Source organism: uncultured Salegentibacter sp. (assembly GCF_963972535.1).
In the GTDB taxonomy this organism is placed as follows: domain Bacteria; phylum Bacteroidota; class Bacteroidia; order Flavobacteriales; family Flavobacteriaceae; genus Salegentibacter.
On record NZ_CAXAVR010000013.1, the window covers coordinates 17,568 to 41,447 of the forward strand.

Here is a 23,880-nt window from a genome sequence, read left to right on the forward strand (position 1 = left end):
ATTATTTCTTTTTCATTGCCTGCACCAGTTCCAGTTTTTCCACATCAACCTGTGTGGTGAACATTCCGTAGTTTACGGTTGCTTTTCCTTTTTCAATTTTATCTAAAGTACCAACAGATCGGCTGTCTTCTAATCTCACCCTGTCTCCAATTTTAGGCGGAATCTTAGGCTTATTCGCTTCCTGGCGTTCTTTCTCAGTAGTTTTATCCTTTTCTTCTTTCTTCTTTTTTCGAATTACTTCAACCTTCTTTTTAACTTCCTGCTGAACTTTTTTCTCCTTTTCTTTCTGAATTTTTCGCTGTTTAGCCGACTCTTTCTTTCGCTTGGAATTTTCAATTTCTACAAACTTCAGGAATTCCCCAATAAGCTCCTTTTTCTTTTTATTCTGAAAATATTTCTCACTCAGCTCATTCACCTTTTGTCCCATATAAATGAGGCGCTGGTTGCTATCGTACAACTCCTGGTAGCTTTCCAGCTTTTGCTGAATCCTGGTATTGGTTTCCTCCAATTTGTCTTTTTCAAGAGCTGCCTTTTGTTCCTTAGTTTTTAGAGAATCGGTAGTTTTTTGAAGTTTAGAACGTTCTTGCTGAAGTTTTGCAATACTCCTGTCAAACCTAATTTTTCCTTTTTCAACTTTCTTTCTGGACCGATTAATAAGGCTATAAGGAATTCCATTTTTTTGGGCAACTTCAAAAGTAAATGAGCTTCCGGCTTCCCCAACCTGAAGCTTATAAATTGGTTCCAGGCTTTTAGAATCAAAAAGCATATTGGCATTGCTCATATTAGGCATTTCGTTGGCCAGCTTTTTTAAATTCGCATAATGCGTGGTTAAAATACCAAATGATTCTTTTTCATAAAAAACTTCTAAAAAAGTTTCAGCTAAAGCGCCGCCAAGTTCTGGATCACTTCCTGTTCCAAATTCATCAATTAAGAAGAGCGTTTTATCATCGCATTTCCGCAGAAAATAATTCATATTCTTGAGGCGGTAGCTATAGGTACTCAAGTGATTTTCTATTGATTGATTATCGCCAATATCGGTTAGAATTTTTTCAAACAAGCACATCCTGCTATACTCATGAACAGGTACTAAAATTCCACTTTGTAGCATTAACTGTAATAATCCTACGGTCTTTAAGGTAATACTTTTTCCGCCGGCATTAGGCCCGGAGATTACAATAATTCTGTTGTCTTTTGCTAGTTCAATACTTTGCGGATAGGTTTTATCGCCTTTTTTCTTATTGCTTAAATAGAGTAGTGGGTGGTAAGCATCTTTAAGCTGAAGCTCGCGCTCTTTCGTAATTTTTGGCAGCAACCCATTGGTCATTTCGGCATATTTGGCTTTTGCCGCAATAACATCTATTTCACAAAGCAAATTCTGATAATCTATTAAAAGTGGTTTAAACGGCTTTATTCTATTGGTCAGCTCCTTTAAAATACGTTTAATTTCCTCTTTTTCTTCATACTCAAGATTGTTAAGCTCACGAGTATACTGGTAAGTCGCTTCCGGCTGAATATAAACAATACTTCCGGTTTTCGAGTTTCCTAAAATTCCGCCTTTCACCTTACGGCGGTGCATAGCGGTAACGGCTAAAACCCTAACGTTTTCAACCACACTTTCACGAATTTCATCTAAATAACCGTAAGAATGATAAGTGGTAAGCGCTTTAGCAAAACTGGAGTTAATTTGACCTTTTACCTGGTTAATTGATCGCCTAATTTGTTGTAAATGCGGCGTGGCGTCATCTTTTAACTCGCCAAATTTGTTGATTACCGCGCCAATGCTATCTACAATTTCGGTAGTATATTCTACTTCAGAAGTTGTTTCAAACAAACTCGGGTAATACTCCTCGAATTTTCTAAAAAATTTGATGTGTGTATTTACGGTTTCTGAAAGGCTGGCGATTTTTCTGAAACTTCCAATTTCAAGAATAGAATCTTCAATTTCCAGAGTACGTAATTCATTTTTAATAGCATCAAAGCCGTGATTTGGAATGCGGCTTTCCCGGGTTTTTGAACTTACATACTCATTGGTTTGATGAAGTCCGAAGAGTGTCTTTTTTCCAGTTTTATATGGCTGAAGTTTTAAAGCTTTTTCTTTTCCCGGTCCTGTAATGCATAAATCTGAAATTTGCTGGCAAACAACAGGGAATTCGAGGTCTATAAGGCTTTTTGGTGCAATTTTAATCATAAATAAATTTCCCTACTTTTGAGGTTCTGCAAATTTACTTAATTAAAATGAAGGTAGATATACACCCCAGCTGGAAAAAAGAACTGGCCGAAGAATTTGAAAAAGATTATTTTAGAAGCCTGACAGAATTTGTAAAAACCGAATATACCGAACATACATGCTTTCCAAAAGGCAAAGATATTTTCTCAGCTTTTGAACACGCTACATTTCCCAATACCAAAGTTGTAATTTTAGGCCAGGATCCATACCACGGGCCGGGACAGGCTAATGGACTCTGTTTTTCAGTTAATGATGGAATTCAATCACCACCATCGCTTCAAAATATTTTCAGAGAGATTAAAGATGATTTGGGTAAACCGGTACCAGATTCCGGAAATTTAGAACGCTGGGCAGATCAGGGTGTCTTATTACTGAATGCCACATTAACGGTTAGAGCGCACCAGGCAGGTTCGCACCAAAAGAAAGGCTGGGAACAATTTACCGATAGAGTAATAGAGCTCATTTCTAAGGAAAAAGAAAATGTAGTTTTCTTACTTTGGGGAGGTTATGCAAAAAAGAAAGGAGCCAAAATTGACTCCTCTAAACATCTTATATTAACCAGTGGGCATCCATCTCCTTTAAGCGCAAACCGTGGTTACTGGTTTGGTAATAAGCATTTCAGCAAAGCAAATGCTTACTTAAAAGAAAACGGGAAACAACCAATAGACTGGTAAGCTTAAAATCTAAATCCAAGATTTACGTTAAACTGACCCACGATAGTTGGAGAGTTTTCGCTAAGTAGGTTTCTACCAATTCCTGCCCCGAGGTCTAAAAAGAATCCTCCCGTAGAAACGAATTTGCCACCAACACCAAAGCCAAGCGCAAAATCTGTGTAATTTTCATATTCGTAATAACCATAGCCGTCTGGTCCCACAACATAATTATCGTCATATTCTCCACTGGAAAGCATTCCGAAACCGTGAACGTAGAAGCCACGAGCGTAACGGTCGCCAAAGAAATATTTATATTTCCCGGTTAGCGAAAAATCTTTATAGAATGCATCGTCTATATTCTCGTTGTCGCGATCTAAAGCTTTTAAAAAACCTTCAATTGCCCAACTGGAATTCTTATCGATAATGCGTTCGTATGTGAGATCTAAAGCGCCAAAGGCAACGAGGTTAAGCGCACCAATACTTAATTCATTTTGAGTAATATCCCTTTTATCGGGTTCGGTAGTTTGGGTATTTTGCGAGTCTTGCGCGAAAGTAACTGATGAAATAAGTACTAAAAATAGTAGTAATAGTTTTTTCATTAAAGTAAAATTGATGAGTTATGATTGATGATTAATTCGGCTACAAATTATGAATAAATTCGGATGATCGCTGTTTTTTTGAAATTAAGTTTAGTTCCAATAATTTCTCCTGCACTTTTTCTACCTCAGCTTCAGCTATTTGCTCTGCACTCCAATGTGTAATATCAAGCCATTTTTCAATATCTTCCAGGCGCTGATCGTATCTTTCGGCTAATTTTTCGGCGATTTTTGGTAGTTTTTTAAAGCGTTGAGTCTCCCTGTTTAAAATTTCCAACATCGTTTTAAGGCGTTCTGGTTCATTTTTTAAACTCTCATTTCTGGCAGCAATCACAAAACATGGCCAGGGCGTAGGGCAATCTGCAAGTCTTCTAAAGGTATGGTTATCTACCAAAGGTTTGGTGGTAAAATGCTCCCACATAAAATACTGGGCTTTATCTTCTTTTAGCGCTTCTACAGCTCCATCCAGGTCTCTTACTATTTCAAACTGTAATTCTTCAGTATTCCATTCGTGGTTTTGTGCATTAACATAGGCCATAAGATGTGAACCGCTACCTTTTCTGCTAATTGCCGCTTTCGTGTGTTTAAGTTCTTCAACCGATTTATACTTAGAACCCGCCGCTACGTGAATTCCCCAAACCAAAGGAGAACCTATGTAAGTTTGAATAATCTTACTTTCATTTCCCGAAATTATATCTTTTAAAATTCCTTCAGTTAAAATTACTGCGACATCAATTTCTCCAGATCGTAAGGCTTTGTTCATAGCACCGGTTCCACCTGGAAAATCTTTCCAAATAACATTAATGCCACGCGTTTCAAATAATTTTTCTTCTATACATAAATGCCACGGAAGGTTAAAATGCTCGGGAACTCCACCTACTTTTATAGTTTTCATTTGCTATGTTTTTCTTTTAAATAATTATAGATTTCGTATTGCGATCTCACGGGCTGCTCACCGTTTGCTCTCTTAACATACTCATTTTTCTCATCAGCATCCTGAATTCTCGCTTTTACATTATCGTTTAGTTGAATTTCAAGGATTTCTTTGAATTCCTGTGCTACATCTTTATCCAGAATAGGGGAGAGCACTTCAATTCGGCGGGAAAGGTTACGCGCCATCCAGTCGGCACTACCGTAATAGATCTTTTCATCTCCACCGTTTTCAAAAATATAAATACGCCCGTGTTCTAAATATCTATCTACAATACTGGTAATATAAATATTTTCACTTAAACCTTTAACTCCTGGAATTAGGCAGGTAAAACCGCGAACCAGCAGTCTTATTTCTACACCGGCACTACTGGCTTTATAAAGCAACTCGATTATTTCGGGATCTTCAAGGCTGTTCATTTTAGCGGTGATTTTTGCCTTTTTTCCTTCCCGTGCGTTATCAATTTCGTTGTAGATAAGTTTAATAAATTCCTGTCGTGTAGAAAATGGAGAGATCAATAAGTTTTTTTCCCGCGGAATAATTAATTCTCCTTCAAGAACTTTAAACAAACGCGATAATTCTTTAGCTATTTGTTTATTTGAAGTAAAAATAGCGTGATCGCAATATATTTCTGAAGTTTCACTATTAAAATTCCCCGTACCTATATAGGAATAGTTGACTAAATCGTCCCCTTCCATACGCTGTACCAGCATTATTTTGGAATGTACTTTGATCTTAGGATAGGAGTAAATTACATTGGCGCCTTTTTCCTCAAATTTTCGGCCCCAAATTATATTATTTTCTTCATCAAACCTGGCTTTGGCTTCTACAAATACCGTAACCTGTTTTCCGTTTTCCAGAGCCTTTAAAAGAAGGCTTGTTAATCTTGATTCATCTGCAACGCGGTATAAAGAAATCTTTATTGCGGTTACATCTTTATCGTCCACTGCCTGCTCCAGGAAATTCTCTACATAAGCAAAAGACATATAGGGAAAATGCACTGCCTGGTCTTTCTTTGAGATTGTTTCAAAATAGTTTTTTGATCCCGAGAGTACTTTATGCGCTATTGCAGGAAGTTTTTTATAATGAAGATCTGGATTATTTGTAGGATCGGGGAAGGAAAAGAAATCATTGAAATTATGATATTTCCCACCGGGCATCATATCTATTTTTCCCAGTTTCAGCAGTTTTCTAATTCTTTTATGAAGAAAATTTGGCATTTCTGCATCATATAATAGTCGTGTTGGCTGCCCATCCGTTCTTTGAGCGAGTGAATCGTAGATCTTTTCAGCCAGAACTCCTTCATAAATATCTTCAATATAAAGCTCGGCATCACGGGAAAGTTTAATTTCATAAACGCCCTCAATCTTATGATCTTTAAAAATAGAACTTACCTGACTTCTAATAATTTCATCTAAATAGGTTATGGAATTATCTTCGCCATCGCCTTCAAGATTAACAAATCTTCCGCAGGCATCCACAGGAATATTTACGATCCCAAGTTTTTCTTTATCGGTAAAGCTCACCACAAAATATAATTCGGCGTTTTGAAGAAAAAGTTCATTTTCTTCCTCAAGATCAATAACCTCGGGCTTAATATGCGATTTTACCTTTTGCTGAAAATAGTTGGATGCAAATTCATTTTGGGCTGTATCAAAATGCTCGGCATCTATAATAAGAATATCGTTTTTAGCAAGCTCGGGTAAAATTTGTTTTTGGTAAATCTCGCCAAATTTGTGCTGCTGCCGTTTTACTTCCTCCAGGATTTCCTTGGTAGTTTTAGTAGGTTTTAAGGCGAGTTTTTTACGAATGCTTTTCTCCACACGTTTCATTTGGCGAAGCTGCGCAACCCTTACCCTAAAGTATTCATCTAAATTAGAAGAGAAAATAGCTAAAAAACGAATCCGCTCGTAAAGCGGATTGAGTTTATCTTCTGCCTCCTGTAAGACTCTAGCGTTAAAGCTCAGCCAGTTAAGGTCACGATGCCTTAATGGAATTTCTTGTGGTTCCTGCATTATTGATTAGTGGTTTGACCAAAAATACAAATAAGGGCAGAGGTTTGCTTTTAATTTTCTGTTAAATGCGCAGTTAGAAAGATTTTAAGGCTTCTATAATTTTGTAATAAGATTACTTTGCCAATTGCTCTAAACTGTATTGAATAAGCTCATCTACGGTTTTTTTAGGATCTTTTGAAAAGGTTCCCGCGGCTCTGTTGGCTATTATTGCATTCATAGAAATCGCATTATGCCCAAGTAATTTAGACAAGCCATAAATTGCCGATGTTTCCATTTCAAGATTGGTGATTTTTTTATGGTTAAATGAAAATGAAGCCAGATTATCGTTCATTTTATCATCCTGAAGCGCTAAGCGCAAAATCCTTCCCTGTGGGCCATAAAATCCAATATTTGTAGCGGTAACACCTTTATGTACACGAGGAGACTCCATACGGGATATTAGGTTTTCACTCCCATCTACTACATAGGGTGCGGCTTTCTTTTTAAACCAGTCTAAGTGTTTACTAAAAGCATCAGCAAATTCTGAATTTTGAATATGCTCGCTTTCATAGAAGTGTAAAAGTCCGTCAAAGCCAATTGCGCTTTCGCTAATTAAAAAGGAATCTACCGGAACTTCCTTTTGAATAGAGCCCGAAGTTCCAATTCTTATAATATCTAAACTCGTAATTTCTTTTTTAAGCTCCCTGGTTTCAAAATCTATATTTACAAGCGCATCAAGTTCGTTAAGTACAATATCAATATTATCGGGGCCAATACCCGTAGAAATCACACTGATGCGTTTTCCTTTATAATAACCGGTTTGAGTATAAAATTCCCGTTTTTTTAATTTGAATTCAACTTTATCAAAATGCCTGGTAATTCTCTCAACCCGATTAGGATCGCCCACTAAAATCACAGTCTTAGCGAGATGTTTTGGCAATAAATTTAAATGGTAAACGCTACCATCACTGTTTTGTATAAATTCTGAAGCTTCTATTGGCATATTATAATTTTAAAACTTTATGGGAGTCGGCATCATAGAGAAAATCAAAAACTCTTGCACCTCCCAAACATTCTTCGTTTTTAAGTTCCTGGTAAAAATTTTTCTTCTGGTTTAAGGCATCCTCACCTTTTGAGGTTAACACCACGCGATTATCTTCCAGCGTATAGAAAATAGATAATTTACTGAGAACCCTTTCCATTTGAGAATCACTATAGCCATAATAGCCCTGGTACTGCAGGGCGTAACCCAACAATTGGTTAAATGAAGTTATTTGCTGATTTTCTACCAGTTTAAGTACATTTCTCTCCAGCGAATTAATACCGGTTTTACTATTGGGAAAACGTTCTATATGCGCCCTAATGCAACTGGAAAGATATTCAAAATTTGAAGTCTTTTTTATTTGTTTCTTGAGTTTCATGGGGTCGTTGCTGCAATACAGCTCCCAAACCAAATTAGCAATCTCCAGGTCTTCTTCTTCTAACTGGATTTTTTTATTAAAATGATTTAATAAATGTTTTTGCGGCAGCCTGGAAAGCGGTAGAAATTCATCCTCTCCTTTTTGGCGTTTACTACATACCAGGTAAAAAGGAACTTTTGGCTGGTGTTCCCTGTAAAAACTTATGGCCGCCAGCATATTTATATGGCAAAAAAGATCGAATTCAAACCAGAGTACCACGTGGTCATAATCTTTGGCTTTTTTCAGTTTTTTAAGCTGGGATACAAAACGCTCTTTATATTCTTCAGAAGAAATATTGTAGGCTTCTTTTAAAAATTTCTCTCTTTTTCTAATGAATTTCAAAGAACCGACTTCTTTAACACACGGCCCTTCGCATAGCAATTCCCGCCAAACAATAATTTGCCCGGGTAGATCCAGTTCTTCAACCTGTTCGGTTAAGCTATCACCATTAACAATATGCAGGGCCTTTTTTTCCATTGGGAGAATTTAAAGGTTGGTGGAAATTAACCGCCAACCCGTTTTACATTATAACCATCTTTTCTAAGCAGTTCCATAATCTTTTCCCTGTCGTCACCCTGGATAATAATCTCACCATCTTTAGCCGAACCGCCAACTCCACATTTTTTCTTTAGCTTCTTTCCAAGAATTACTAAATCGTCATTAGTTCCTTCAAAGCCTTTAATTATAGTAACGGTTTTTCCACCGCGACCTTTACTGCTAAAATGCGCTTCCAGTTGCTGATCTGCTGGTGCTAAGGTTTCTTCGGTTTCTTCGTGCTCGTTTCCTTCAAAATCATCATTTGTAGAAAAAACAAAACCGCCTAAATCTTCTAGTCCGAGTTTTTTCTTCGCCATAACTTACTTTTTTAGGAGTCCAATTTCTACCAGGCGCTGGTGTAAAAATTCGCCGGCAGTTATATCTTCATACTGTTTTGGATTCTCTTCATCTATACATTCTTCCAGACAATCTAAGCGCATTTCACTTCTGGGGTGCATAAAGAAAGGAATTGAATATCTTGGTTTATCCCATTGCTCCTTTGGTGGGTTGATCACACGGTGAATTGTAGAGCGTAATTTATTATTGGTATGTCTCTCTAACATATCTCCCACATTAATTACCAATTCATCTTCCTGGGGTACCGCATCTATCCACTCACCATCTTTTCGCAATACCTGTAAACCTCCTGTAGAGGCTCCCATAAGTAAAGTAATAAGATTTATATCTCCATGAGCGCCGGCTCTAACCGCACCTTTAGGTTCTTCGGTAATAGGAGGGTAATGGATAGGTCTTAAAATACTATTTCCGTTGCTGGCCCAGTGATCAAAATAATGTTCTTCCAAACCAATGTATAAAGCTAGTGCCCGTAATACATAAATACCGGTTTTTTCCAGCATCCGGTAAGCTTCCATACCTACCTTATTAAAATCTTTAAGTTCAGAAACCTGCACATTTTCGGGGTATTCTTCAGTAAGATTAGCATCTTCAGCCGGTTCCTGACCAAAATGCCAAAATTCTTTTAAATCACCTTCTTTTTTACCTTTTGCGTGTTCTTTTCCGAAGGAAATATAGCCCCGCTGACCTGCAAGACCTTCAATTTCATATTTTTTCTTTATTTCTAAAGGAAGCGCAAAAAAACTTTTTACTTCTTTATATAGGTTTTCTTCCAGCTCATTATCAAGAAAATGATTTTTTAAAGCTACAAAACCAATCTCTTCGTAAGCTTTGCCAATCTCTTCAACAAATTTTTGTTTTCTGTTTGGATCATCAGATAGAAAATCGGCAAGATCTACGCTTGGAATATTATTCATTGCCATAATATGCTTAGTTTTTTGAGAATTTAACACACAAAGTTAAAGAAAAATACGGGAGCTAACGAGGCTTTTTAAATTTCTTAGCATTTATAATTTTGGTTACATTTGGTAAACAAATACACACTATGCAACCAAATTCTTCCCAGCCGCCTGCTATAAAATTTGAGAAGAAAAATCTCTCCTCAACCCAGTTATTAGACTTATATGCATCTTTATTAAAGCCACGTTTAATAGAAGAAAAAATGCTCATCTTGCTAAGACAGGGCAAAATTTCTAAATGGTTTAGTGGGATAGGCCAGGAAGCTATTTCCATTGGAGTTACGAAAGCGCTTAACGCCGATGAGTATATTTTACCAATGCACCGTAATTTAGGAGTATTTACTTCTAGAAACGTCCCTTTAAACCGACTTTTCTCCCAGTGGCAGGGAAAACAAAACGGTTTCACAAAAGGTCGTGACCGCAGTTTTCATTTTGGTACCCAGGAGTATAAAATTGTTGGAATGATTTCTCATTTAGGCCCACAGCTTGGCGTGGCCGATGGGATTGCTTTAGCGCATAAATTGAAAAATGAAAATAAGCTTACCGCGGTTTTTACCGGAGAGGGAGGCACCAGTGAAGGCGATTTTCACGAAGCGCTAAATATTGCATCAGTCTGGGATTTACCGGTTTTGTTTTGCATAGAAAACAATGGCTACGGACTTTCAACTCCAACAAATGAACAATATAGATGTAAAGATCTTGCCGACCGGGCCCAGGGCTACGGAATGGAATCTCATATTATAGACGGAAATAATATAATTGAAGTATACTCTAAAGTTTCTGAGGTTGCTGAAAGTATTAGACAAAATCCCCGACCGGTTTTACTGGAGTTCAAAACTTTTAGAATGCGCGGCCACGAGGAAGCCAGTGGAACAAAATACGTTCCAGAAGATTTAATGAATTTCTGGCAACAAAAAGATCCCGTAGAGAATTTTAAACGTTTTCTCATAGAAGAAAATATACTTTCTGAAGAGCAGGATGTTCACTTTAAAAATGAAATTAAAGCTGAAATTGATGAAAATTTAAAAGCAGCTAATGAAGAACCGGTTTCAGAATACATTGAAATTAATGAATTAAATGATGTTTACCAGGAGTTTATATATCAAGAGATTAAAACAAATTCAGAAACTGAAACTATAAGATTTATTGACGCTATTTCTCAAGCGGTAAAACAATCTATGCAAAGACATAATTCCCTAGTGTTAATGGGACAGGATATTGCAGAATACGGTGGGGTTTTTAAAATTACTGAAGGATTACTGGAAGAATTTGGTAAAGAAAGAGTTAGAAACACTCCAATTTGTGAGTCGGCTATTGTGGGAACTGCAATGGGACTTTCTATAAATGGAATGAAGGCTATGGTAGAAATGCAGTTTGGAGATTTTGTGAGTTCCGGTTTTAATCCCATTGTAAATTATCTCGCTAAAAGCAATTACCGATGGAATCAAAATGCCGATGTGGTTATAAGAATGCCTTGCGGGGCCGGGGTAGGTGCAGGACCTTTTCATAGTCAAACCAATGAGGCATGGTTTACCAAGATTCCAGGCTTAAAAGTTGTTTACCCAGCTTTTCCATATGAAGCAAAAGGCTTGCTGAATACAGCTTTTAACGACCCAAATCCTGTGTTGTTCTTTGAACACAAGGCTTTATACCGCAGTATTCGGCAGGAAGTTCCCGTAGATTATTACACCTTACCATTTGGAAAAGCTTCAATATTAAAAGAAGGGGAAAAACTTACAATTATCACCTATGGTGCAGCCGTTCACTGGGCTTTAGATACCTTAGAGGGAGCAGAATTAGAAAACATTGAATTAATAGATCTTCGTAGCCTGCAACCTTTAGATAAAGAGACCATTATTAATTCGGTTAAAAAGACCGGAAAAGCACTTATACTTACCGAAGACTCGCTTTTTGGAAGTTTAGCCTCAGAAATTTCAGCAATTATTTCAGAAGAATGTTTTGAATTTTTAGACGCACCGGTAATGCGACTTGGCAGTGGGGAAACTCCAATTCCGTTTGCCGCTGCACTTGAAGAAGGATATCTTCCGAAGAAAAAATTGAAGGAAAAATTACAGCAATTAATAGACTATTAATAATAAGAAGCCCAAGTATTTCATATTTTAAGATTCCTTAACAGTTCTGCTGTTAAAGTATTAATAATCTTTTGTCTCCGTTCTACACCTACCGTAATTTAGATTACAACTAATCAAAAATCTTTTATTATGATACGTCTAATCGTTATTTTCTTAATCATTGCTTTGGTAGCTGCTATTTTCGGCTTTGGTGGAATCGCCGAAGGTTTTGCAGACATTGCTAAAATAATCTTTTACATTTTCCTGGTACTATTAGTAATTTCTTTAGTGAGCAGATTATTTAGAAGATAAAAACAAATAAATAAAGAATAAAATCCAATGTATTGCGCCAGGTACCAATCGGCAAGCATTGGATTTTTATGTATAACCCAAACAACTAACTAATGAAAAAAATATTTATACTTGGCTTTGTAGCGTTACTACTTGCCGCTTGCGGACCCAGCAAAACCGCTAAAGAAGCCAGAAAAACCTTTAATGGAAACTGGACGCTTACCAGTGTAACTTACCCAAACAGTTCTGGTGAGTTTGATGTTACCCTACTAAATGATGCCAATGCATCCTGTTTTGAAAACAGTACGTGGAATTTTGTCTCTAATAATAACAGAGGCGCATATACTGTACAGGGACCTAATTGCAGTGCAGGGCAGCGGTATTTTGTTTGGTCTATAGATGAAGAAAATACTCCAGAAGGAATTTTCGATTTTCTATTGAAACCAACCGATGAAGATTATAACTCTACAACGGGAAATCAAGGTTTCCGAATGAATTTAAAATCACTTTCTGGAACTCAAATGGTTTGGGAACAATCTGTAATGCTTGAGGGTTCTCCATTTGTGATAAGAATGAATTTTTCTAAACTTTAATTAAATTAATTTACTATGAAGACTACTATAAACAGAATGTTTGCCATTCTTTTTGCTGCCACACTTCTTTTTAGTTGTGAAGCCACTAAGAATGCGAATAATAAACAAAAAGGAGCTGTAATTGGATCTGCCGGTGGAGCCGTAATTGGTGGGGTTGTTGGAAACAATACCGGAGACGGGAATACTGCACTTGGCGCCATTATTGGCGGAGTTGTAGGTGGAGCAGCCGGAGCAATTATTGGTAACCGTATGGACGAGCAAGCCAAGGAAATTGAACAGGAAATTCCAGGCGCTGAAGTTGAAAGAGTAGGCGAAGGAATTAACGTGACTTTTGATGAAAGCAGCGGTGTATATTTTGATACTGAAAAGTATAATATTAACGCTAAATCACAACAAACCCTGAATAAGCTTGCCGATATTTTTAAAGAGTATCCAGATTCTAATATTTTAGTTGAAGGACATACCGATGATACCGGAAGTGAAACATACAACCTTACTTTATCCAAAAACAGAGCACAGGCTGTAACTAATTACTTAACCAACCAGGGGTTGAGCAGCGGAAGGTTTGAAACTAAATGGTATGGAGAATCCCAACCAAAATATGATAACGAAACTGCGGAAGGTCGTGCTAAAAACCGTAGGGTAGAGCTCGCTATTGTTGCAAACGAAGAATTAAAAGAAGAAGCCAGAAAACAGGCTGAACAGAAGAACTAGGTTCTATTTCTTCAAACAAATATTAAATCCCGGAAATTTCCGGGATTTTTTTATGTATTTATTTATCTTCAACCAATGGCAGATTTTCAAGTAATTATAGTAGGTGCAGGCCTGGCGGGATTAACTGCTGCCATTCATCTTTCCCGAGCAGGAAAACGTGTCTTGCTTATAGAGAAAAAAGCATATCCCAGACATAAAGTCTGCGGGGAATACCTTTCTAACGAAGTAATTCCATATCTCCATTCTCTGGATATAGATCTCGAAAAAGATTTAAACCCGGTAAAAATTCATAAACTCCTTTACAGCACTCAAAATGCAAAATCTATAGAAACTTCTTTAAGCCTGGGCGGGATGGGCTTAAGCCGTTATGCTTTAGATGATTTTCTTTTTAAAAAAGCTGAAGAAAATGGAGCAGAAACTCTAATTGAATCAGTTGAAAATATAAATTTTGAAAATGATGAATTTACCCTGAAACTTTCCTCCGGAAAACAACTAAAAGCCCCAATAGTATTAGGCGCTTTTGGAAAAAGAGCTAATCTTGATAAAAGCCTGGGACGGGAATTTATCCAGGAAAAATCTTCCTGGCTCGCTGTAAAATCACATCATGAAAAGCCAGAATTTCCTGAAGATTTAGTGGCGCTACATAATTTTGAAGGCGGCTATTGCGGATTATCAAAAACGGAAACCGGGGCGGTAAATGCTTGTTTTATGGTTTCCTATAAAAGCTTCAAAAAATACCGAAATACCGAAGAATTCAAGCAAAAAGTTTTATTTCAAAACACATATTTAAAAGGCTTCTTTAAGAATGCTAAACCTTTATTTGAGAAAGATTTGAGTATTGCCCAAATTTCATTCCAGGAAAAATCGGTTATCAATAATCATATTTTGATGCTGGGAGATGCTGCAGGGCTAATTCATCCGCTTTGCGGAAATGGAATGGCAATGGCTATTCATTCGGGAAAAATTGCTTCAAAAGCAATTTTAAATAATTTCAAAGGAAAAAATTTAGACCGTAAAAATCTGGAAAATCAATACCGGGGGAACTGGAATACACATTTTAAAAATCGATTAAAAACCGGGCGAATTCTTCAAAAAATATTAATCAATCCTTTTTTGGCTTCGACTTCACAGCAACTCGTTAAAAAATTTCCGTACTTGTTAGAGAAGATCATAAGTAAAACCCACGGGCAACCTATAGTATGAGCATAGATACCTCTAAAAGAACCAACGCGGTTGAAATTATGGACGATTTTGACCTAAAAGGCCAGGAACTCGATAAAACTTTACGTGATCTTGACATTATCAATAAATGGCTGGGTGGGAATAAAATTACCTTAGAAGGAGTAAAGAACATTGTACGAAAGCAACCAAAAACAAAAGAAATCCATATTGCAGATGTAGGTTGTGGCAATGGTGCCGTTCTTCGGGAAATCGCCAGATGGGAAAGAAAAAATGGCTATAAATTCAAACTTACCGGTATTGATGCCAACACACACGCCATCAAAATCGCTGAAAAAATGTCTTTAGATTTCCCGGAAATTGATTTTAAATCTTTAGATATTTTTAGTGAAGAATTTAAAAATTTTCATTGCGACATAATCTTGTGTACTTTAACATTACACCATTTTAAAAACGTTCAAATTTCTGCTTTACTAAATCTGTTTAATCAACAATCCAGGCTGGGTGTGATTATTAACGATTTACATCGCTCAAAAATTGCTTATAGGTTGTTTCAGGCATTTTGTGCTGTTTTTATCAATAATGAAATTGCCCGGAAAGATGGTTTAATATCTATTTTAAGAGGATTCAAAAGAGAAGAATTAAAAGGTTTTGCCGAAAAAATTCCCCAAACCTATCATCAAATTAGCTGGAAGTGGGCATTTCGCTATCAGTGGATTATTCAGAAAGAAAAAATATGAGTATAAAAATTGTAGGTGTAGAGAAAGAATTACCTAAGTATTCACGGGAAACCCGGGATATTTTACCACTGGTAGAAACCTGGCTTGAAGGTCAGGAAGATCGCTACTGGAGAAAGGTTCTTAAAATCTTTGAAGGCGCCGGGGTAGATAAGCGTTATTCTATTATGGATCCTGAAGAAGTTTTTACCGCGACTTCTTTTGAAGATAAAAACGATATTTATGTGCGGGAGGTTAAGAAGCTTGGTAAAAATGTGCTACAAAAAGCTTTACAAAATAATAGCTGGGAAGCAGATTCAATTGATTTTATAATTACCGTGAGTTGTACCGGCATAATGATTCCTTCTTTAGATGCTTATCTTATAAATGAATTGGAATTGCGACAGAATATTACCCGGCTGCCGGTTACCGAAATGGGCTGTGCGGCGGGAATTTCAGGAATAATCTATGCAGCAAATTTCCTAAAAGCCAATCCCGGGAAACGTGCCGCGGTAATCGCAGTAGAAAGTCCCACGGCTACTTTCCAGTTAAACGATTTTTCTATGGCCAATATGGTAAGTGCAGCTATTTTTGGGGATGGCGCCGCTTGTGTATTGCTTTCTTCAGAAGAAAACGCTTCGGGTCCTAAAATTTTAGGTGAGGAAATGTATCATTTTTATGAAGCTACACATTTAATGGGTTTTGATCTCACCAACCACGGACTCAAAATGATTTTAGATGAAAGCGTGCCACAAACCATAGCATCTCATTTCCCAGAAATTGTTCATCCATTTTTAAAGAAATTTAATTCTAATATTGAAAAGGTAGATCATCTTATATTTCATCCCGGGGGAAAGAAAATTGTACAAACAGTTGAAGATCTTTTTGGTAACTTAGGGAAGAATATAGACGAAACCCGGGAAGTGCTTAGGCAATACGGGAACATGAGCAGTGCTACGGTGTTGTATGTGTTAGAAGAATTTATGAAAAATCAGCCAAAACCTGGCGAACAGGGCTTAATGTTAAGCTTTGGTCCCGGCTTTTCGGCACAAAGAATTTTATTGGAATGGTAACAGAGTTTAAAGATCGTAATTACTGGGCAATTATTTTAGGCGGAAGTACAGGCCTTGGCTTTGCCACCGCCAGAAAACTCGCCCATCACGGGATGAATATAATTATAGTACACCGGGATAGAAGAACCGATATAGCCGAAATAGAAGAAGCTTTTGAAGATATTAGAGAACAGGATGTTAAGTTTGAAAGCTTTAATATTGATGCTACAAACGCTGAAAAGCGAGCAAATTTAATTGAAGAAATTGCTAAGATATTAGGAAAAGAAGGTAAAATTAGAAGTTTGGTACATAGTATTGCAAAGGGAAACCTAAAACCAATGACTGGTGATGAACCTACTTTAGATAATGTAGATTTTCAAATTACTATAGATGCGATGGCTATTAGCCTTTACGATTGGACAAAAGCTATTTTCAAAGCTAATCTTTTTGCAAAAGATGCCCGTATAATTTCTTTTACCAGTGAAGGCAATAAAAAAGCCTGGGCCAATTACGCCGCGGTTTCTGCAGCAAAAGTAGCCTTAGAATCTATAACCCGAAATATTGCGCTAGAATTTGCGCCGCACGGTATTCGAGCTAATTGTATTCAGGCGGGTGTTACCGTGACTCGCTCTTTCCAAATGATTCCCGGGAATGAAACTTTACGCATGCACGCCCTAAAACATAATCCGTTTAAAAGGCTTACTGTTCCAAACGATGTGGCGAATGTGGTTTATTTATTAAGTAAAGACGAAGCCGGTTGGATTACGGGGACTATTATTCCGGTAAATGGTGGGGAACATTTAAAATAAACGGCGGTTGGATTATAAAAATATACTCGAAAAACTACCTTATTCATCGCCATTCCTTTTTGTAGATGAATTGCTAAAAATCAACGAAAAATCTGCCGAAGGGATTTATACTTTTTCCGAAGATTCTTTTTTTTATAAAGGCCATTTTAAAAATAACCCGGTAACACCCGGCGTAATTTTAACCGAATGTATGGCGCAAATTGGCGTGGTATGCCTCGGGATTTTCCTTCTTGAAAACAGCAAGGAAACTTCTAAAAATATAAAACTTGCTTTGAGTTCTTCTGAAGTAGATTTTTACCTCCCGGTTTTTCCCGGGGAAACGGTAAAAGTAGTTTCAGAAAAATTGTTTTATAGGTTTAATAAATTGAAATGTGAAGTAAGAATGTATAGCAAGGAAAATAAGCTAATTTGCCACGGAAAGATTGCCGGAATGATTAAAAACGAACCTGTTTAGAAATTTATTTAAATGAAAAAACGCGTGGTCATTACAGGAATGGATGTGGTTGCACCAAATGGTGTAGGGCTGGCTAATTTTGAAGATGCAATTAGAAAAGGCGAAAGTGGGATTAGGTTTGAAGAGGAACTGGAACGTTTAAAATTTAGTTGCCAGATTGCCGGAAAACCACAACTTTCCGAAGAAAAAATAGCTGAATATTTTACGCCTTTACAACTACGCGGACTAAATTCCAGCGGGATTGTTTACGGGGTAATTGCCGGAACCGATGCCTGGCAGGATGCAGGACTTAAAATTGAAGACAACGATCAACCAGATTGGGACAGCGGAATTGTTTTTGGCACCGGGATTCTGGGTGTAGATAAATTTCGGGAAGCGATTCATTTAATAGATGCCGGGAAAACCAGAAGGTTGGGAAGTACCAGCGTTATGCAAACTATGGCCAGTGGAATTAGCGCTTATTTGGGTGGTATTTTAGGTTGCGGAAACCAGGTAACTACAAACTCTTCGGCTTGCACCACGGGCACCGAAGCTTTACTAATGGGATTTGAAAGAATTGCTGCCGGAAAAACAAAGCGAATGTTAGTTGGAAGCTGCAGCGATCACGGCCCTTATATTTGGGGCGGTTTTGATGCGATGCGTATTTTACCTTCAAAATATAACGAAAATCCTACTGAAGCTTCCAGGCCAATGAGCGCTTCGGCAGCAGGTTTTGTGCCGGGAAGTGGAGCAGGGGCCGTGGTTCTGGAAGAATACGAATCGGCTAAAGAGCGTGGCGCGAAAATTTACGCCGAAGTTTTGGGTGGTGCAGTCAATAGTGGTGGCCAGCGCGGTGGTGGCAGTATGACGGCTGCTAATAGCGACGCAGTTATTCGTTGTATTAAGGAAGCTATTCATTTTTCGAACATTTCAACTGAAGAAATTGACGTGATTAATGGGCATCTTACCGCAACCACTAAAGATGCGCTGGAGATTGAGAATTGGAAGAAAGCATTGAAAAGAAGTGATTTCCCGTATATAAATTCTTTAAAAGGAATGACCGGGCATTGTCTGGCCGCTTCGGGAAGTATAGAATGTGTTGCAAGTGTGTTGCAAATGGATAAAAACTTTATCTTCGGAAATGTGAATTGCGAAGACCTGAACCCTGAAATAGTAAATCTGGTTTCAGAAGAGAAAATTCCAAGGAAAACTTTAGAGATACCAATTAATATTCTGGCAAAATCCAGTTTTGGATTTGGGGATGTAAATTCCGTAGTTATTTTTAAAAAATTATAAAGCTATTTATTACAAAAAATGAAAGAAAAAGATATTCTGGAAGCTATAAAAAAGATTGTAACTCCCTATACACAAAGACTCAAAGGTTTGGAAAACTTTAATGAAGAAACCGATTTTATTAAAGACCTGGAAGTAAATTCGGCTAACCTGGTAGATGTTATTTTAGACGTGGAAGACGAGTTTAATATTGAAATAGACAACGAATCTATGGAAGGAATGCTTACCGTAGGCGATGCTAAAAATATTATCGAGCAAAAACTGGCTTCAGCGTGATTGGAAATGATATCATAGACTTAAACCTGATTCGGGCTCAAAGTAACTGGCAAAGAGAAGGCTTTCTTCAGAAATTATTTTCGGAAGAAGAACAAACTTTTATTCAGAATTCAGAAGATCCTGAATTGAATGTTTGGCTATTATGGAGTATGAAAGAGGCAGTTTATAAAGCGATTCAACGTAAATATCAGTTGAAGCGATTTTATAATCCGAAGCAATTTGTTTGCGAACAGGTTAAAATTAATCCTGGTAAGGCAAGGGGAGTGGTGTGCTATAAAGAAGATGTTTTTGTAATAAATTCGATTCTTTTTCCAAATATGATTCATACCGTGACCGGAAACACCGAGTTTTCCCTTATTTCAGAAAATAAAAATTCCAGGCTCAGGTTGCTTCAAAAAATTGCTGAGCAGAGAGGAATTCCATTAGAATCCCTTAACATAAGTAAAGACCAGCAGGGAGTGCCATTTGTGAGCTACGGGGGTGATAATCTGCAAATTCCGTTTAGCCTTTCCCACCACGGTAATTTTTCAGCTTACGCTGTCTCGTTAAATCTGTCCTAAAACCCGATTTCAGCATTGTGAAAACATAGCCTTATTTGTATCTTGAAACAACTAATTTAAAACGATTTTGATTATGAAGACTGTTGATAAGATGGAAGTGCTGCACAGCCAAAGTGCCGAATTTGTTGAAAAAGGTGAAACCGGTAAATTTTTAAAGTTAATCCCAGACACATTTATTATTAAAGGTGAAGAAAAAGATGGCGTTTTTAACCAGGGTTACGCTATTAGACATATAAACAGGCAGGATATACTGCTTATTGATGTAGTTGAAAAATCTTCTAAAGATGCGATAAAAAAGCTGGTAACCGATGGGTATAAAATAAAAGGTATTTTAATTACCTGCGATGCTATTTTAAAAGATGCTTATGCCGATCTAAAGACAATTTCTGAAGATGCCGGTGGCGCACCAATTTTTGCACATCCACGCAACAATTTTAAAGACAGTTTTAAAACCAAAGATATAACTGAACGCAAAGGAGTTTTAAAGGATTTTGGTCTAAAAGTTTTTGATCTTCCCGGAAACGGTGGCGCTTCAGTAGTTATTTATTCTGAAGTAAACGATGGAATGTTATTCCCGGGTGAAGATGCCGAAGGCTCTCCATACAATTCAGATTTGAATACCTTTAAAAGGCCAAAAATGGATAAATCTAACGACGATTTTGGATTGGCAGGAAGCTGGAGTGCTTTTGATGAAGAATTTGCCTATTTATTCCCAAGAAAAGGAAAACCCGGTTTCAACATTGAAGAAGGCCAGCAAAACGATATTTTAAACGCTTTAAGCAGAAGTTAAAAATATAATTAAGCTGTTTCGAAAGTAGCCCGTTGAATATTTACAACTTAGGTTCAGAATATTACAACAGCTATTTTTCAAACAGCTTTTTTTGAAGCCATAAATAAAGAAGAGAACCTTCTCTATTTGTGGCTTTTTTAATGTTTAAAGTTTTCAATATCCGCTAAACATTAAGTAGTTAGGGTAGGGTAGAAGATATAAGATATTGTTAAACGCACCCTTTGTTCCTATAAATTGTAATATTTTAAAGCTTAAAAATAACCAACTATGTCTAAATTAAACGTAACTCAAAAATTAATTAAAGAACATTTGCTCAAGGGAGAAATGATTCCCGGAAAGGAAATAGGAATAAAAATAGATCAGGCATTACTGCAAGATGCTACGGGAACACTGGTACAATTAGAGCTTGAAGCTATGGGCCTCGAAAAAGCTCAAACCGAGGTAGGGGTGCAATATGTAGATCACAACCTGCTACAAACCGATTTTAAAAATGCCGATGACCACTTGTTTTTACTTTCGGCAGCGCAAAAATTCGGGCTTTGGTATAGTAGGCCAGGTAACGGGGTGAGCCACCCTGTACATATGGAACGCTTTGGGAAACCGGGGAAAACTATGGTAGGTTCAGATAGCCACACTCCGGCTGCAGGTTCTTTAGGAATGCTGGCCATTGGTACTGGCGGACTTGACGTTGCGGCAGCGATTGCAGGGCAACCATATTTTGTAAAAATGCCAAAGGTTTGGGGTGTAAAACTTACCGGAAATTTACCAGACTGGGTAAGTGCTAAAGATGTTATTCTTGAAATGTTGCGCCGCCACGATGTAAAAGGCGGAGTTGGGAAAGTAATAGAATATTATGGCGACGGACTTAAGAATTTAAGTGCTATGGATCGTCACGTGATTGCCAATATGGGTGCTGAACTTGGTGCTACCACCACCGTTTTCCCAAGTGATAACGAAACAAAAAGATTCCTAAAATCTCAAGAACGTGAAGACGATTGGAGAGAATTGGTAGCCGATGAAGGTTGTGAATACGATCTTCACGAAGAAATAATTTTAGATGAACTGGTTCCCTTAATTGCCTTACCAACCAGTCCTGGAAATGTTGTTCCAGTGAGTGAGGTTGCAGGAAAATCAATTAGCCAGGTAGTTATTGGTTCTTCTGCCAATCCCGGTTTAAGAGATTTCTGGGTGGCAGGTGCTATAGTAGAAGATAAATCGGTTAGTAGTGATGTTTCTTTTGATATTAACCCAACTTCAAGGCAAATTATTCAGAATATGATAGAGAATAGAGCTTTTGCCAATTTAATCAAGGCAGGAGCGCGTTTTCACCAGTCAGGATGTATGGGTTGTATAGGAATGGGACAGGCACCGGCATCTGGTACTATTAGTTTGCGTACTATGCCCAGAAACTTCCCCGATCGTTCCGGTACAAAAGATGACCAGGTACATTTATGTAGCCCTGAAACTGCAGCAGCTTCAGCTTTAACAGGAAAAATTACCGATCCAAGGGATATGGAAAAGCTTTATAATATGAAGTATCCTAAATTTGAATATCCCGAATTTCAGATTATTAAAGAAGATATGTTGGTTGCTCCTCCAGAAGATGGTTCTAAAGTTGAACTTCAAAAAGGCCCAAACATTAAATCGCTCCCATATATTGAGCCTATGCAGGATAAATACAGCGTTCCGGTTATGCTGAAAATGGGTGATAATATTTCTACCGATGAAATTTTAAAAGCAGGAGCAGAGGTACTACCATTTAGAAGTAACCTGCCAGAAATTAGTAAATTTTCTTACACAGTCATTGACGAAAGTTTTTATGATCGTGCAATGAAAGCTAAAGGAGAACACGGCGGCCATATTGTAGTTGCTAAAGATAATTATGCGCAAGGTTCCAGTAGGGAGCACGCTGCAATTGCACCAAAATATTTAGGACAGGTGGCGGTAATTGCAAATAGTTATGCAAGAATTGCCTGGCAAAACCTGGTGAATTTTGGTATTCTTCCGTTGGAATTTTTAGATATCGCAGATTATGATAAAATAGATCAGGACGATCAAATAATTTTTAGAAACCTGCGGGAAGACATCATAAACCGAAATAATATTAAGGTAATTGTTAGAAAAGCAAATGGTGATAAACTGGAGTTTGAAACAAAACACAGTATGAGCGACAGGCAAATTAATATTTTACTAAAAGGTGGAATTATTAATGAGTTTAAAGAACGTATTGAAGCAAACGAACTTGGTGAAGATCAAGCCAAAGATGCTGAAGAAGCCGAAACAAAATAAAAATTGATATTCTCGAAGCTTCGGGAGAAATAATTTTTATCCCGAATTCACTTCGGGATCCATATTCTGATTATTATCTACCTGGTTTTTAAAACAAGTGTAGGATAAAAAAAACCCTGATGTGAGTTACATCAGGGTTTTTTATGAATTAAACTGAAAATATTCTTAGTTTGAATGTGTTTTCATTTGGCCTTTTCTTTTTGATAACTGCCGTTCCAAATCTCTAATAGTTTCAGAGGTTGCAGCTTCAAAAGAGTTTTCGTTAGATTCGGCAAAAATTTGAGGCCCGGGAGCACTCAATTTAATATTACAAATATAACCTTTAGGATCCTGGGCTTCTTCCTTTTTAAAATACACCTGGGCTTTCACGATCCAGTCATATTTTGTCTCCAGTTTATCTAATTTTTTTTGAGCGAACTCCTGTAGTGATTCGCTTTTATCGAGTTTTACGAACTGATATATTGCTTCCATAAATAAGTTTATTTTAGTAGTACCAATAAACCCATAATTCTCTAAGTACCCAAATCAATTAAGTGATTCTTAGCAAAGGTTTAAGAATATTTTTAAGTGCATAAACTTATTTTTTAGTTGAAGATAAATTAGATCTATATTTATCAATAAAATGGCTTGGAAAAATTCGTGAACTACGAATTTAAAAGTCTTTTAAGAGTAATAAAAAGTTAAAGATTGTATCTTAAGCTAAGAATCTTATAAAGTTGGTTATGAACCTTACAATCAAATATTTAACAATCATTCTTACGATAATATTACTGCAAAGCTGCGGTAGTAGTGCTAATACTACTAAAATTGCAGAAACCAAAGTTTTAATTGAAAGTATGGAATTTGAAATTGAGCACGATTGGCTCAACCCGATGTCTGGTGGTAGAATTAACCTGATAGGAAATCCTAATTTTATACGCTTTAAAAAAGATTCTGTGAATTTATTTCTGCCATTTTTTGGTGAACGTTTTTCTGGCGGTGGTCATAATAATGAAGGCGGCATAATTTATAACGGCCCGTTACAGGATTTTGAAATTAGCAACGGAAAGAATAATTCCCAAATAATAAAATTTTCTACCGACCAGGATACTGAGAATCTGGA

25 protein-coding genes are annotated in these 23,880 nt (G+C 37.1%); 16 read left to right on the top strand and 9 right to left on the bottom strand.

Annotated features, from left to right (window positions below; all coding sequences use genetic code 11):
- Position 1: 1 nt before the first annotated feature.
- Positions 2-2,188 carry a DNA mismatch repair protein MutS gene (locus AACZ30_RS03210; protein ID WP_339647763.1) on the bottom strand — a complete coding sequence of 729 codons (2,187 nt, stop codon included), beginning with the start codon at positions 2,186-2,188 and terminating at the stop codon, positions 2-4.
- 47 nt (positions 2,189-2,235) lie between these two features.
- Between AACZ30_RS03210 and AACZ30_RS03215 the strand changes: the two genes are divergently transcribed.
- Positions 2,236-2,901, top strand: coding sequence for a uracil-DNA glycosylase (locus AACZ30_RS03215; protein WP_339647764.1), 666 nt, complete (start codon positions 2,236-2,238; stop codon positions 2,899-2,901).
- A gap of 2 nt (positions 2,902-2,903) precedes the next feature.
- Here the strand turns inward: AACZ30_RS03215 and AACZ30_RS03220 are convergent, their stop codons facing one another.
- From AACZ30_RS03220 to AACZ30_RS03250, 7 genes are all read right to left on the bottom strand, one after another.
- Positions 2,904-3,479: a hypothetical protein gene (locus tag AACZ30_RS03220; protein ID WP_339647765.1), complete on the bottom strand. Its 576-nt coding sequence runs from the start codon at positions 3,477-3,479 to the stop codon at positions 2,904-2,906.
- A gap of 40 nt (positions 3,480-3,519) precedes the next feature.
- Complete coding sequence (locus tag AACZ30_RS03225) at positions 3,520-4,371, bottom strand: substrate-binding domain-containing protein (protein WP_339647766.1); 852 nt, start codon at positions 4,369-4,371, stop codon at positions 3,520-3,522.
- The gene (ppk1, locus tag AACZ30_RS03230) at positions 4,368-6,422 is read right to left on the bottom strand and encodes a polyphosphate kinase 1 (RefSeq protein WP_339647767.1); all 2,055 of its coding nucleotides are present in this window, start codon (positions 6,420-6,422) and stop codon (positions 4,368-4,370) included. The genes AACZ30_RS03225 and ppk1 overlap by 4 nt, the downstream gene beginning before the upstream one ends.
- A 112-nt stretch (positions 6,423-6,534) precedes the next feature.
- The gene (locus AACZ30_RS03235) at positions 6,535-7,404 is read right to left on the bottom strand and encodes a nucleoside phosphorylase (RefSeq protein ID WP_339647768.1); all 870 of its coding nucleotides are present in this window, start codon (positions 7,402-7,404) and stop codon (positions 6,535-6,537) included.
- A gap of 1 nt (position 7,405) precedes the next feature.
- Positions 7,406-8,338 carry a DUF1835 domain-containing protein gene (locus tag AACZ30_RS03240; protein WP_208225470.1) on the bottom strand — a complete coding sequence of 311 codons (933 nt, stop codon included), beginning with the start codon at positions 8,336-8,338 and terminating at the stop codon, positions 7,406-7,408.
- A gap of 26 nt (positions 8,339-8,364) precedes the next feature.
- Positions 8,365-8,715 carry a translation initiation factor gene (locus AACZ30_RS03245; protein ID WP_339647769.1) on the bottom strand — a complete coding sequence of 117 codons (351 nt, stop codon included), beginning with the start codon at positions 8,713-8,715 and terminating at the stop codon, positions 8,365-8,367.
- 3 nt (positions 8,716-8,718) lie between these two features.
- Complete coding sequence (locus AACZ30_RS03250; RefSeq protein ID WP_286761583.1) at positions 8,719-9,669, bottom strand: 2-oxoglutarate and iron-dependent oxygenase domain-containing protein; 951 nt, start codon at positions 9,667-9,669, stop codon at positions 8,719-8,721.
- 128 nt (positions 9,670-9,797) lie between these two features.
- Here AACZ30_RS03250 and AACZ30_RS03255 point away from each other — a divergent pair, with 128 nt between their 5' ends.
- The 14 genes from AACZ30_RS03255 (at position 9,798) to AACZ30_RS03320 (ending at position 22,778) form a co-directional block, all read left to right on the top strand.
- Positions 9,798-11,804: a dehydrogenase E1 component subunit alpha/beta gene (locus AACZ30_RS03255; protein WP_339647770.1), complete on the top strand. Its 2,007-nt coding sequence runs from the start codon at positions 9,798-9,800 to the stop codon at positions 11,802-11,804.
- A 129-nt stretch (positions 11,805-11,933) separates the two neighbouring features.
- Positions 11,934-12,095, top strand: a complete 162-nt coding sequence (locus AACZ30_RS03260; protein WP_070055250.1) for a DUF1328 domain-containing protein — start codon at positions 11,934-11,936, stop codon at positions 12,093-12,095.
- Between the two features lie 92 nt (positions 12,096-12,187).
- Positions 12,188-12,667, top strand: coding sequence for a lipocalin family protein (locus AACZ30_RS03265; RefSeq protein ID WP_339647771.1), 480 nt, complete (start codon positions 12,188-12,190; stop codon positions 12,665-12,667).
- Positions 12,668-12,682: 15 nt separating this feature from the next.
- Complete coding sequence (locus AACZ30_RS03270; RefSeq protein ID WP_339647772.1) at positions 12,683-13,381, top strand: OmpA family protein; 699 nt, start codon at positions 12,683-12,685, stop codon at positions 13,379-13,381.
- Positions 13,382-13,456: 75 nt separating this feature from the next.
- The gene (locus AACZ30_RS03275) at positions 13,457-14,584 is read left to right on the top strand and encodes an NAD(P)/FAD-dependent oxidoreductase (RefSeq protein WP_339647773.1); all 1,128 of its coding nucleotides are present in this window, start codon (positions 13,457-13,459) and stop codon (positions 14,582-14,584) included.
- Positions 14,581-15,300: a methyltransferase domain-containing protein gene (locus AACZ30_RS03280; protein ID WP_339647774.1), complete on the top strand. Its 720-nt coding sequence runs from the start codon at positions 14,581-14,583 to the stop codon at positions 15,298-15,300. Before AACZ30_RS03275 ends, AACZ30_RS03280 begins: the two co-directional genes overlap by 4 nt.
- Positions 15,297-16,349 carry a type III polyketide synthase gene (locus AACZ30_RS03285; RefSeq protein ID WP_339647775.1) on the top strand — a complete coding sequence of 351 codons (1,053 nt, stop codon included), beginning with the start codon at positions 15,297-15,299 and terminating at the stop codon, positions 16,347-16,349. The genes AACZ30_RS03280 and AACZ30_RS03285 overlap by 4 nt, the downstream gene beginning before the upstream one ends.
- Positions 16,343-17,137, top strand: a complete 795-nt coding sequence (locus AACZ30_RS03290) for an SDR family oxidoreductase (protein ID WP_339647776.1) — start codon at positions 16,343-16,345, stop codon at positions 17,135-17,137. The genes AACZ30_RS03285 and AACZ30_RS03290 overlap by 7 nt, the downstream gene beginning before the upstream one ends.
- A gap of 7 nt (positions 17,138-17,144) precedes the next feature.
- Entirely contained in the window at positions 17,145-17,591 is a 447-nt protein-coding gene (locus tag AACZ30_RS03295) for a hydroxymyristoyl-ACP dehydratase (protein ID WP_339647777.1), read from the top strand.
- A gap of 12 nt (positions 17,592-17,603) precedes the next feature.
- Positions 17,604-18,866: a beta-ketoacyl-[acyl-carrier-protein] synthase family protein gene (locus AACZ30_RS03300; RefSeq protein WP_339647778.1), complete on the top strand. Its 1,263-nt coding sequence runs from the start codon at positions 17,604-17,606 to the stop codon at positions 18,864-18,866.
- Between the two features lie 18 nt (positions 18,867-18,884).
- On the top strand, positions 18,885-19,139 hold the full coding sequence (locus AACZ30_RS03305) for a phosphopantetheine-binding protein (protein ID WP_339647779.1): 255 nt from the start codon (positions 18,885-18,887) through the stop codon (positions 19,137-19,139).
- On the top strand, positions 19,136-19,699 hold the full coding sequence (locus tag AACZ30_RS03310) for a 4'-phosphopantetheinyl transferase superfamily protein (protein WP_339647780.1): 564 nt from the start codon (positions 19,136-19,138) through the stop codon (positions 19,697-19,699). Before AACZ30_RS03305 ends, AACZ30_RS03310 begins: the two co-directional genes overlap by 4 nt.
- A 73-nt stretch (positions 19,700-19,772) precedes the next feature.
- Positions 19,773-20,489, top strand: a complete 717-nt coding sequence (locus tag AACZ30_RS03315; RefSeq protein ID WP_339647781.1) for a hypothetical protein — start codon at positions 19,773-19,775, stop codon at positions 20,487-20,489.
- A 267-nt stretch (positions 20,490-20,756) separates the two neighbouring features.
- Entirely contained in the window at positions 20,757-22,778 is a 2,022-nt protein-coding gene (locus AACZ30_RS03320; protein WP_339647782.1) for an aconitate hydratase, read from the top strand.
- A gap of 165 nt (positions 22,779-22,943) precedes the next feature.
- On the opposite strand, the gene raiA is transcribed toward AACZ30_RS03320, so the two are convergent.
- Positions 22,944-23,249, bottom strand: a complete 306-nt coding sequence (gene raiA, locus AACZ30_RS03325; RefSeq protein ID WP_208225443.1) for a ribosome-associated translation inhibitor RaiA — start codon at positions 23,247-23,249, stop codon at positions 22,944-22,946.
- Positions 23,250-23,500: 251 nt separating this feature from the next.
- Here raiA and AACZ30_RS03330 point away from each other — a divergent pair.
- The coding region (locus AACZ30_RS03330; protein ID WP_339647783.1) for a DUF4251 domain-containing protein at positions 23,501-23,880 on the top strand (380 nt) is incomplete at its 3' end.

What these genes read in the sequence shown, in the direction of transcription:
- AACZ30_RS03210 (WP_339647763.1), bottom strand. Translation starts at nt 2,188, where the DNA reads ATGATTAAAATTGCACCAAAAAGCCTTATAGACCTCGAATTCCCTGTT.
- AACZ30_RS03215 (WP_339647764.1), top strand. Translation starts at nt 2,236, where the DNA reads ATGAAGGTAGATATACACCCCAGCTGGAAAAAAGAACTGGCCGAAGAA.
- AACZ30_RS03220 (WP_339647765.1), bottom strand. Translation starts at nt 3,479, where the DNA reads ATGAAAAAACTATTACTACTATTTTTAGTACTTATTTCATCAGTTACT.
- AACZ30_RS03225 (WP_339647766.1), bottom strand. Translation starts at nt 4,371, where the DNA reads ATGAAAACTATAAAAGTAGGTGGAGTTCCCGAGCATTTTAACCTTCCG.
- ppk1 (WP_339647767.1), bottom strand. Translation starts at nt 6,422, where the DNA reads ATGCAGGAACCACAAGAAATTCCATTAAGGCATCGTGACCTTAACTGG.
- AACZ30_RS03235 (WP_339647768.1), bottom strand. Translation starts at nt 7,404, where the DNA reads ATGCCAATAGAAGCTTCAGAATTTATACAAAACAGTGATGGTAGCGTT.
- AACZ30_RS03240 (WP_208225470.1), bottom strand. Translation starts at nt 8,338, where the DNA reads ATGGAAAAAAAGGCCCTGCATATTGTTAATGGTGATAGCTTAACCGAA.
- AACZ30_RS03245 (WP_339647769.1), bottom strand. Translation starts at nt 8,715, where the DNA reads ATGGCGAAGAAAAAACTCGGACTAGAAGATTTAGGCGGTTTTGTTTTT.
- AACZ30_RS03250 (WP_286761583.1), bottom strand. Translation starts at nt 9,669, where the DNA reads ATGAATAATATTCCAAGCGTAGATCTTGCCGATTTTCTATCTGATGAT.
- AACZ30_RS03255 (WP_339647770.1), top strand. Translation starts at nt 9,798, where the DNA reads ATGCAACCAAATTCTTCCCAGCCGCCTGCTATAAAATTTGAGAAGAAA.
- AACZ30_RS03260 (WP_070055250.1), top strand. Translation starts at nt 11,934, where the DNA reads ATGATACGTCTAATCGTTATTTTCTTAATCATTGCTTTGGTAGCTGCT.
- AACZ30_RS03265 (WP_339647771.1), top strand. Translation starts at nt 12,188, where the DNA reads ATGAAAAAAATATTTATACTTGGCTTTGTAGCGTTACTACTTGCCGCT.
- AACZ30_RS03270 (WP_339647772.1), top strand. Translation starts at nt 12,683, where the DNA reads ATGAAGACTACTATAAACAGAATGTTTGCCATTCTTTTTGCTGCCACA.
- AACZ30_RS03275 (WP_339647773.1), top strand. Translation starts at nt 13,457, where the DNA reads ATGGCAGATTTTCAAGTAATTATAGTAGGTGCAGGCCTGGCGGGATTA.
- AACZ30_RS03280 (WP_339647774.1), top strand. Translation starts at nt 14,581, where the DNA reads ATGAGCATAGATACCTCTAAAAGAACCAACGCGGTTGAAATTATGGAC.
- AACZ30_RS03285 (WP_339647775.1), top strand. Translation starts at nt 15,297, where the DNA reads ATGAGTATAAAAATTGTAGGTGTAGAGAAAGAATTACCTAAGTATTCA.
- AACZ30_RS03290 (WP_339647776.1), top strand. Translation starts at nt 16,343, where the DNA reads ATGGTAACAGAGTTTAAAGATCGTAATTACTGGGCAATTATTTTAGGC.
- AACZ30_RS03300 (WP_339647778.1), top strand. Translation starts at nt 17,604, where the DNA reads ATGAAAAAACGCGTGGTCATTACAGGAATGGATGTGGTTGCACCAAAT.
- AACZ30_RS03305 (WP_339647779.1), top strand. Translation starts at nt 18,885, where the DNA reads ATGAAAGAAAAAGATATTCTGGAAGCTATAAAAAAGATTGTAACTCCC.
- AACZ30_RS03315 (WP_339647781.1), top strand. Translation starts at nt 19,773, where the DNA reads ATGAAGACTGTTGATAAGATGGAAGTGCTGCACAGCCAAAGTGCCGAA.
- AACZ30_RS03320 (WP_339647782.1), top strand. Translation starts at nt 20,757, where the DNA reads ATGTCTAAATTAAACGTAACTCAAAAATTAATTAAAGAACATTTGCTC.
- raiA (WP_208225443.1), bottom strand. Translation starts at nt 23,249, where the DNA reads ATGGAAGCAATATATCAGTTCGTAAAACTCGATAAAAGCGAATCACTA.